The organism is Frankia sp. AgKG'84/4 (assembly GCF_023242965.2).
GTDB lineage: Bacteria > Actinomycetota > Actinomycetes > Frankiales > Frankiaceae > Frankia.
This window is the reverse complement of record NZ_JALKFU020000223.1, coordinates 1-7903: the sequence shown is the minus strand read 5'-3', so window position 1 is coordinate 7903 and position 7903 is coordinate 1. Positions and strand designations below refer to the sequence as shown.

Annotated in this window: 5 protein-coding genes and 1 pseudogene; all 6 read right to left on the bottom strand. The window is 73.8% G+C overall.

The features are described from left to right. Positions 1-90 precede the first annotated feature (90 nt). Positions 91-987: an HAD family hydrolase gene (locus MXD58_RS14880; protein ID WP_248841389.1), complete on the bottom strand. Its 897-nt coding sequence runs from the start codon at positions 985-987 to the stop codon at positions 91-93. Next, positions 984-2099, bottom strand: coding sequence for a cysteine protease StiP family protein (locus MXD58_RS14875; RefSeq protein ID WP_248841390.1), 1116 nt, complete (start codon positions 2097-2099; stop codon positions 984-986). Before MXD58_RS14875 ends, MXD58_RS14880 begins: the two co-directional genes overlap by 4 nt. 119 nt (positions 2100-2218) lie before the next feature. Beyond that, entirely contained in the window at positions 2219-3535 is a 1317-nt protein-coding gene (locus tag MXD58_RS14870; RefSeq protein ID WP_248841388.1) for a phosphoribosyltransferase family protein, read from the bottom strand. Between the two features lie 140 nt (positions 3536-3675). Then, positions 3676-4887 carry an HpcH/HpaI aldolase/citrate lyase family protein gene (locus MXD58_RS14865; RefSeq protein WP_248841387.1) on the bottom strand — a complete coding sequence of 404 codons (1212 nt, stop codon included), beginning with the start codon at positions 4885-4887 and terminating at the stop codon, positions 3676-3678. Positions 4888-5218: 331 nt separating this feature from the next. Continuing rightward, positions 5219-6976 carry a glycosyl hydrolase gene (locus MXD58_RS14860; protein WP_308301970.1) on the bottom strand — a complete coding sequence of 586 codons (1758 nt, stop codon included), beginning with the start codon at positions 6974-6976 and terminating at the stop codon, positions 5219-5221. A 559-nt stretch (positions 6977-7535) separates the two neighbouring features. Next, positions 7536-7903, bottom strand: a pseudogene (locus tag MXD58_RS14855) (zinc ribbon domain-containing protein); the annotation flags it as partial.

The following is a 7903-nucleotide window of genomic DNA, read 5'->3' as shown; positions in this document are numbered from 1 at the left end:
CTCGGAGCGACACACCCGCACCCCGGACGATCAACCAGCCGCTCCCGATCTACACCACGCAGTGGGACTCACCCCCCCCGCGCGTGGCCCTCAGCCGGCCGCGCCGGTGGCGGGTTCGACTGGTCCGGGCGCTGCCGCCGTCGCCCTCACCCGCTGGAGCAGGGCCGTGACCAGCTCCTCGCCGGCGAGCGCGCCGGCCGCGGCGGTCACCGTGACACGCGGCGCCGTCCAACCCAGCTCGTGCAGCTCGCCATGCGCGGGCCGGACGGCGGCGTCGGCGGCCAGCAGCATCGGGATATCCAGCACCGAGTCCCCCGCGGCGAGCGCCAGCCCCGTGCCGGCCCGGCGCGCCACCTCGTCAACGGCGCGCTGCTTGGTCAGCACCGACGGCACCAGATACACCTTGCGGCCCTGCGCGGACACCTCCCAGCCACCCGCCAGCGCGTCCGCCGCGAACCCGGTGAGGTCCGGGATGTCGGGCCGGGAGTGGGCCACCAGGTAGACGAACAGGTCGTCGGCGGCGCGCACGACGCGGGCCCAGCCGCCGGCGGCGAACCGCTCGGCGAGCGCGAGCATCCCGGCCAGCGGGGCGCAGGCGGCGCCGACCTCGGCGGTGACCGCCGCGGCCCACGCCGGGTCGGGTTCGCCATCGACGAGCAGGTGCCCGCCGTTCGCCGCGATCGCATACCGGGGCCGGATCCGCAGGTCGACCCGGCGGTACTGGGCGAGCGTGCGGGTCGTCACCGGGACGACGACGGCGGCGCGGTCCAGCTCGGCGAGCAGCGCCAGCTCCCGGGCGGTCGCGAACGACAACGGCGCGCCGTCGAGGCGTTCCACCTCGACGAGTTCGTGCGCGGCGGCGTCCGCCGGCAGCCGCGCGGAACGGGCCGAGAAGATCAGCGTCTTGTCGAGGTCGAGCGCCGCCAGCGGGCGGGCGGCGCCGGGGCCGTCGCCCGGGCCGTCGCCCGGGCGTCCGGCGGCGGTCACGGGGCGTCGGGGCGCCAGCGCGCCCCCGGGGTGTGGAAGGTCGGGTTGGCGCCGAGCGGGCGCACCAGCCCGACACAGGAGAACGGCAGGTCGGCCATCTCCTCGACGGGCACCCCGCGGTCCTCGGCCAGCGCGAGGACGTGGGCCAGCTCGTCCTGGCGGTCCGGGGCGACGAGGATCCGCCACGGCACCCGGCGCAGCAGCACCCGGGTGGTCTCGCCGACCCCGGGCTTCACCATGACGACGTCCGGGATGTCGTAGGCGGCGGCGATGCGTTCCACCGCGGCCCAGCCGGCCCAGGTCGGCGAGCGGTCGGCCGCCCACAACCGCCCCCAGGTCGCCGCGACCTCGTCGGCGACGGCGTCGAACTGCGCGACGACCGTCTCGATGAAATGCCGGGACAGGTCGTGCGGGGCGAGCTCGGCGTAGAACTTCGCGCCGTGGAAGTCATCCGGGCCGATGTGCTCGGCGTTCAGCACCGTCCGGCTGACCAGGCCGCTCACCGTCGAGTTCAGGCAGGCGCTGGGGATGAGGAAGTCGTCGCGGGTGCCGTAGAGCGGCACGCAGTGCGCCGGGTCGGCGAGCACGGCGAGGGTGTCGTCCAGCCCGAGGGGTGCGACGGCCTCGGTGAGCACCCGGGTCATCACGCCCTTGCCGGTCCAGCCGTCGACGAACTGGATCGCCGTCGGGTCGAAACGCTCGGTCAGGTAGCGCACGGCGTTCATGTCGACGCCGCGATCCTTGATGACCGAGATGGCGTGGTGCGGCGTGTCGAGACCGTGGCGCCAGCCGTACCAGCGGCGCATCAGGATCCCGACCGGGGTGCCGGCGCGGGCGATGGAGACCAGCACCGGCTCGGGCTTGGTGACCCGCACCAGCTCGGCGACCAGGCCCGTGGCCAGCGCCACCCGCCGGGCCGAACGTTCCAGCGCCTGGTGGTAGAGCTTCAGGTAGGAGGCGTCGGGCTGGTACTCGACGGGAAGATCCTCGGAGTAGTGGCGGCCGGCCTGCATCGCCTCCTCACGGTCCTCCGTGGGACGTTCCAGGGCGACGTCGCTCAGGTCCGTCAGCAGGAACGTGACGTCGACCGGATCGTAGGAACCCGATCCGATCGTCCTCGGGCCCGCCGGACGCGGCGCCGTGGTAGCCGTCGGGACGGCTGCACCTCCAGGGGCTGTACCTCCAGGGGCTGTACCTCCAGGGGCGGCTGTATCCACCGGGGCGGACTCGCTCATCGGGAGGCTCCAGTCGTCGGGGCGGCGGGGCGCGGAACCGGCCGGGGGGCCGGCTGGTAGGAGGGGATGGTGAGCACCGTCACCGGGGCGCAGCGACGTAGCTGGGCGACCAGCCCGCTCGGATCGGCCACCGCGGACGGCGATCCGGTGTCGGCGCCCGAGTCGAGCACCACCACGATGTCGTCGTAGCGGCCCGGACCGACGTTGTACACGTGGCTGACCCGGCGCGGATCGTCCGGCGCCGGGAAACTCAGCGCGGCGCGGATGGCGTAGCCGTCGACGTCGATCGGGTGGACCGGCGAACGGGTCGTCGACTGGTAGCGCACCTCCCCCGGGCCGCCGCCGGCCAGCTCCGCCGCGATCCGCATCGGCACGTACATGAACTCCTCGGTGCCCAGCACGAGCGTGCGGCCCCCCGGGCGGGACAGCGTCGCGCGCACCGCGGTGGCCAGGGCCCCGAGGTGATCCGCCAGCAGCCGTCCGTGCCCCGCCGTCCATCCGTGCCGCCCGCCGTCGGGCAGGCCCGCCGGCCAGGCGGGGCTCAGCCAGCGGACGTCTCCCACCGCCGGGTCGGCCAGACCCCCCTCCTCCGCGCCTACACCGGCCGGGTCGACACCGGCCGGGTCGACGCCGGCCGGGTCGACGCCGGTCTCGGGGGCGTGGCGGGCGCGGATCGCCGCGGCTCGCCGGGCGATCTCCGCAGGGACGGTGACCGTGGCGGCGATGAGGGCGACGACGTCGATCCGCACGCCGAGCTCGACGGCGAGGTCATCGAACGCGGCCCGGGCCCCCGTCGGCCGGGCATCCACCAGGGCGGCGACGAGGTAGTGCCCGCGGGGGGCGTGCTCGTGCAGGAGGCGGATGGTGCCCAGGGCGGTGCGCCCGGTCGACAGCTCGTCGTCGACGAGCACGATCGGCTGGTCGGTCGCCAGGATCGCCGGGTCCTCGGGGACGAGCCAGTGGTGCGAGGCGTGCGAGTGCGACTCGGTGAACTCCAGTACCGGCGGCACCCCGGCCAGGTCCCGGCGGGTGGTGTGCAGGTAGTGGCTGCCGGGCAGGCTGTCGGCGACCGTGTGGCCCAGCGCCGTCGCGGTCTCGCAGTAGCCGATGACGAGCCCGCCGGCCGCCGGGTAGCCGGGCACGTTCCGGACCAGCCCGGCGAGGTCCGCGCCGACGGCCAGGGCGGTGCTCGGCGCGACCGGCAGGTGCTTGCCGAGAACGCGGCTGACCAGCAGGTGGGCCCGGCGCGGGTTGCGCCGCAGCGCGAGCCCGACGAGCGCGTGCAGGCCGCCGCCGGGCACGTCGGCGCTCACCTGCGCGGTGAGCCCGAGCTCCGTCCACAGCCAGTCCGCCGCCGGGGACGGGGCGCCGCGGCCCGCCGCGGCTCCGGTCCCCCCAGCCGCCCCAGTCCCCCCAGCCGCCCCAGTCGCTCCAGCCGCTCCGGTCGTCGTGGTCACCGGGCCGCCCGCGCGCTCTCCAGGGCGGAGCGGGTCGCGGCGAGCACCTCGACGAACGTGTCGCCCTCGCGCAGTACGCCGAACGCGCGCGCCCGGCGCAGCACCGCCTCCGCCCAGGCCCGGTGCGGGCCCAGCTCGTTCATCTTGTTCGCGTAGCTGCTCGGGCGCACCCCGCCCGCACTGCCGGAAATGATCGACTCGGCGTCCTCGTACTCCTCCTGGCTGACGACCTGCAGCGCGTGCACCGCGGGGACGTGGCTGGGATGGATCACCGTCTTGCCGTTCAGGCCGTTGGCCTTGTCGAGGACGACCTCGCGGATCAGCCGGTCGAGGTCGGCGGAGACCAGCGCGCTGCGCATCCGGATGGCGGACTGCCCGCCGTCCGCCCGGTCGGCCTGCTCGAACGGGGTGACCCGCAGCGAGCTGACGAACAGCCGTTCGGGCTGGGCGAAGTACTCCCAGACGGGGCCGGTGACGATGTGCTCGCCGCCGCGGGCGCAGATGTTCACGATGTCGGCGATGCAGTCGCGCACCACCGCGATGTCGTAGATCGTCAGGTCCCGGTCGCGGCGCAGGCCGAACAGGCCGCACAGGTCGGTGGCCCCGAGGCGGATCGCCAACACCTGGTCGGCGTGCTTGTCGACGAGGCGACGTACCGCGGTCAGCGCGTCGACCCGGGTCTCCCGGTTGATCACGGGCGGGCTCTCCAGCACCGGCATCGCCCACAGCGGCCGGCCGGCCGTCTCTCCGGCGCGCAGCACCGCGTCGAGGGCGGGCTCGCCGCTGTCCTCGGTGAACTTGGGCAGTACGAAGCCGGACAGACTAGCCGTCCCCCGCGGGCCCAGCCGGGCGACGATGTCCGGGATCTGCCTGGTGGCGCGGACCCGGACGAACAGCAGCGGCGGCCCACCGCCGTGCGCGGGGGGATCCTCCGACAGCGCGCGCAGCGCGGCGACCACGTTCGACTCCGCGTCGGCGACGTCGGTGTCGGCGATCGAGTCCTCCAGGCAGAGCACCATGGACGTCACCCCGGCCGCGGTCTGCCTGCGCACGTCGTCCGCCAGCCGGGGCCGGGTGCCGGGCGCGTAGAGGGTCGCGCCCAGGGCGGTGGCCAGCAACCTGCGATCGGCATCCGCGTCGATCGTCTCTGGCGGCCGGTGGAAGAGCGCTTCGGCGGCGTGTGGGTCGAGGAAGGCGAAATGGCGCAAGCGACGGTCCCCTCGTTCTCCAGCGGCGGCGTCGCGCGACCCGCGTCCCGGGCCCCCACCCGGCCGCGGCCGGAAAAACCGGATCAGTCGACCGGACGGGGCAAGATCGTGATACGTCGCCTTTGGGCTGACGGTACCCGCCCGGGGGCGTCTGACGACAGACAACGACATGGGTCGACCAACCGACACCCAGGCGTCACCGCGAGGCCACCGTCAGGCCGCTCACCTGCAGCTTTGCCTATCTAACGGCATCGCCCGGAAGACCGCCCGACGCACGGCGAGGGGCCGGGACGGCATCCTCCGTCCCGGCCCCTCGCCGCGTGGCCCCGCCCTATCCCTTACCGAAGAGCTCCTTGTACACAGCGGCGGCCTTCGGGTTCTGGCCACCGTTCGTGATCGTCGAGCAGACGTTGCCGGGCGTCGGATCGCTGAAGTAGGCGTCGTAGCCCATCACGTCGCCGGCCGCCTTGAACGTCTCGAACATCTTCTTCATGTAGAACGGGTTGTCGCCGCCGCCGTCACCCGAGCAGGAGGCCACCCCCCACTCGCCGACGCCGACCTTCTTGCCGTGCTCCCGCGCGAAGCGGATCACATAGCACAGGCCGTTGACGTCCTCGCACTGCTTGTTCCAGGTCGCGTCGTCCTTGGACGGCGGGTAGTGGTCGTAGGAGTCAATGCCGACGTAGTCGACGTACTCGTCGCCGGGGTACGCGCCCCAGGGGCTGTTGCCACTGGGCACCGGCGAGTTGTGCGCGTTGAACGTCCAGTCGATCAGGACCTGCGGGTCGGTGGACCGGATCGCGGTGGCGATCTTCTGGAAGCAGGTCTTGAAGACCGTCGGGTCGGCATCGGAGTGCCAGTACATGAACGTGCCGTTGAACTCCCAGCCGATCCGGACGATCGAGTCGGCCCGGCCGTGCGCCACCAGGAACGAGCCGAGCTTCTTCCACTGCTCGTCGTAGGCGCCCCTGGCGCACTCGCCGTTGCTGCCGCCACTCTTGGGATACGTCGGCTGGCTGATCACCAGCTTGCCGGGGAATCCCTTGAACAGGTCGACCGGCCAGGTCGGCTGGACCAGCCCGCCCCAGCCCGACGTGCGGTCGGTGTAGACGTGCACGACGTCGTTGGGACGGCCCCGCCAGTTGCCGAAGTCGGTGAGCTGGGCGAGCTGGTGGGACTGGAAGCCAGACATCCAGGGCAGGCCGGACTGTGGGCCGCCGGCGTCGATGTCCGCGGTGCCGCCGGGGGCCGGAGCGGGCCTGGCTGCCGGGGCGGTCGGGGTCGCCGGCGTCGCCGAGGACCCGGTGACCGACGGGAGCGGCGCGACCGTGGTCGGCGTCGCGGCCGGGGACGCGCTGGTCCCGCCCCGGCGGCGAGGCGTCGCCGTCGGGGTCAGCGGGGTCGTGGGCGCGGCGGTCGGGCTCAGTGACGTCGGTGTCGGGAACGGGGTCGTGGACACCCCGCTGCCTGTCGTGGGCGAGGGACTCGTCTGGGGGACAGCGCCGCTGCCCGCCGTCGTGGGGCTGCCGACCGGCAGGTCGGGCAGCGGCGGCGCCGCCTTGTACTCCTGGGCGGCGGCCTCCGGCCCGGTGACGTCGAGGGAGTCGGCGACGCTCGCGCCGCCCTGGGTCGCCCTGATGTTCACCGCGCCCTTGAAATCGGCCGGTACCCGGAAGCCGAGGATGAACCGCCCGTCGCCGTCCGCCTTGATCAGGGCGCTGCCGCCCAGGTCGGCGGTCTGCGCGGCGACCGTGACGTCATTACTGGGGGTGAAGTTGCGCCCACCGACCAGCACGATGTCCTCGTCGAACAGCACCAGCGTGATGCGGTTGCTGGTCTGCGGGGCCATGGTCGTCAGCGGCACTCCGGCCTGGGGGCTCGGTGCCGCGCCGTCCGGGCTCGCCGCGGTGGGGCTCGGCGACGGGCTCGGCGTCTGCCCGACGGCGCTGGCGGCCGGAGTGAGCGTCCCCAACACGCCGAGGACGAACACGGACACAAGGCCGAGCCGGGCGCTGGTGCGGACCGGGCCGCGGTGGCCGCGGTGGCGGCGGCCGACGCGCCGACCCGGCCCGCTGCGAGGTCGGGACACGCGAGGTCGGGACAGGGGTGAAACCGGAGGGCCGACCGGAGGGGTTGGTCGGCCACGAGAGGTCGAGGCCATGCTCGCGCGTTGCCTTTCGACGTGGGCGTGAGACACCTGCCGCCCACAGCACCGACCGCCGGCGGGGCAGGCCACACCACGAGCGCCCGATGAGACGTCCCCTCCGCGCGGGCCGCGGATGTGCGCCCGCTCAGCGTTCCATCAGGCTCGACGACACCGCGCCGGGTCGTCGATCGGGCGGCGCGAGGGCCGCCCGTTCGTGATGCCACCGACCCCGACCTCACGGTCGGGACGGACCGACAGGTGCCCCGACCTGACGGTAAACACCCATCAGGCCGGTACTGGAACTACGCGTGACGGAACCAATCGTAAACGGAGCACCCCGGGCGAGGAACAGCACCAGGATGAATACTTTCCGTGGTAGTGGCATTCTTGCTGATCTGGTCGCAAATCGCCCGCCAAAAGCAGCATAAGGCCAACATTCCGCCAACGGATCAACCGTGCGACCCTCCCCCGTGCGGGCAGTGGACGCCACCGCCGATCAGGGTCAGCGGACGACCAGATCCTCATCGCCCGGATGCGCGACGGTCCAGCCGACCGGAGGCGCCGACGCGGGCAGCAGCCGGACTCCCCAGGGCAGCTGGGCCCCGTCCAGGGTCACGTCGATGGTCCGCGTCACCGCCTGCTCCACGGGGGCCAGGCGGGACAGCTCATGGGCCTCGACGGCGGCCCGGGGCGGCACGGTGCCCGGCCGCGCGAACAGGATCAGCTCGCCGACCGGGCCGGAGGTGCGGACCTGCACCCGCATCGTCCGCCGCCGCCACCCGGAACGGCTCACCGAGTAGCTGACCGTCGGCTGCCGCGGGGTGGGGCGCTGCTCGGGACCGGTCGCCGCGGCGCGTCCCGGGCCACCGC